General features: G+C 71.9%; 2 protein-coding genes. One reads left to right on the top strand and one right to left on the bottom strand.

Annotated elements, in window-relative coordinates; all coding sequences use genetic code 11:
• A partial coding sequence (locus B2869_RS09300; protein WP_292765463.1) for an ADP-dependent NAD(P)H-hydrate dehydratase occupies positions 1-561 on the bottom strand: 561 nt, incomplete at its 3' end.
• A 56-nt stretch (positions 562-617) separates the two neighbouring features.
• On the opposite strand from B2869_RS09300, the gene B2869_RS09295 reads away from it, so the two are divergent.
• Positions 618-1685, top strand: a complete 1068-nt coding sequence (locus tag B2869_RS09295) for an NADH:flavin oxidoreductase/NADH oxidase (protein ID WP_292765460.1) — start codon at positions 618-620, stop codon at positions 1683-1685.

Raw genomic sequence — 1685 nt, 5'->3', positions numbered from 1 at the left:
GATCAGCGTACGCGCGCCCTTGAGCAGCACGGCGCCCCCGAGCGTGTCCGCCATGTGCCGCGCGGCCTGCGCGCGATCCTCCGCGGTCGTGGACATTCCGAGCCTCTCCTGCAGCCGGGCGAACTCCCGCGCGTGGGGCGTCACGAGGAACGGCGCCGTCGCGCGTTCGGCGAGATCGAGCGCGCCGGCGTCGATCACGACGGCGGCGGTGCCGGAGAGGATCTCCCGCAGAGCCCCGGATTCCGTGTCGCTGCGGTGCGCCGGGTCCGTCCCCGATCCGATCACCCAGGCGTCGACCCTCGAACGCCCCGGGTCAGCCCCGGCGACGGTCTCCGGTCGTCGGGCGAGAACGGCATCCGCCACCCGCTCCGTGCCCACGTAGCGGACGAAGCCCGCCCCGGCTCGCCACGCCGCCTCGACGCCGAGCACCGCGGCACCGGGATACGCGGGCGATCCGGTGCGCAGCGCCACCACGCCGCGGGCGTACTTGTCGTCATCCGCGGTCGGCGCACGCAACAACCGCGCCGTGTCGCCGCGTGTCCACTCGCGCACCTCGAACATGACTCCACGTTAGTGCGACGGCCCGTCCTGCACCCGCGCGGCGGTACCGTCGAAGCGTGAGTCTTCTCTTCTCCCCGCTGCGCATCCGTTCCGTCGACTTCCGCAACCGCCTCTGGGTCTCGCCCATGTGCATGTACAGCGCGGTCGACGGCGTGGCCCAGGAGTGGCATCACACGCACCTCGCGCAGTTCGCGTCCGGCGGCGCGGGACTCATCATCGCCGAGGCGACGGCCGTGGTCCCCGAGGGACGGATCTCACCGCGTGACCTGGGGCTCTGGGACGACGAGCAGCGCGACGCCCTCGTCCCGATCGTCCAGGCGATCCATGACCGCGGAGCTCACGCCGGCATCCAGCTCGCCCATGCCGGCCGCAAAGCATCGACGTGGTGGCCCTGGGCACCCGAACACGGATCGGTGCCGGCCGCCGATGGCGGGTGGACGACATCCGCCCCCTCGGCCATCGCCTTCGACGGCTTCGACGAGCCGGTCGCCCTCGACCTCGCCGGGATCGACCGTGTGGTCGACGCATTCGCGTCCGCAGCACGGCGCGCGACGGACGCCGGGTTCGACGTGCTGGAGGTGCACGGGGCGCATGGGTACCTCCTGCACCAGTTCCTGTCTCCCCTGTCGAACCTGCGCGGGGACGAGTACGGCGGCTCCCTCGAGAATCGTGCCCGCCTGCTGCTGCGCGTCGTCGACGCGGTCCGCGAAGCCATAGGAGCCGATGTGCCGTTGTTCGTGCGCATCTCCGCCACAGATCATGCCGACGGCGGCTTCACGCCCGAAGAAGCGGCGATCGTCGGTGACTGGGCCGCGCAGCGGGGTGCCGATCTGATCGACGTCTCGAGCGGCGGCCTGGTCGCGCACCAGCGGATCAGCGTCTTCCCCGGGTATCAGGTCCCGCTCGCCGAGACCGTGCGACAGGGTGGCCGGATCCCGGTATCAGCGGTCGGTCTCATCACCGCGGCGGCCCAGGCCGAGCAGGTGCTCAGCGAGGGAGCCGCGGATGCGATCTTCGCCGGACGGGAGTGGCTGCGCGACCCCCATTTCGCGCTCCGTGCCGCGCACGAGCTCGACGCCGAGATCGTCTGGCCACCGCAGTACGAGCGCGCCCGCCTGCGCTGA

This window comes from Microbacterium sp. UBA3486, assembly GCF_002377845.1.
Classification (GTDB): Bacteria; Actinomycetota; Actinomycetes; order Actinomycetales; family Microbacteriaceae; genus Microbacterium; species Microbacterium maritypicum_A.
This window is presented reverse-complemented; position numbering and strand designations above follow the sequence as displayed.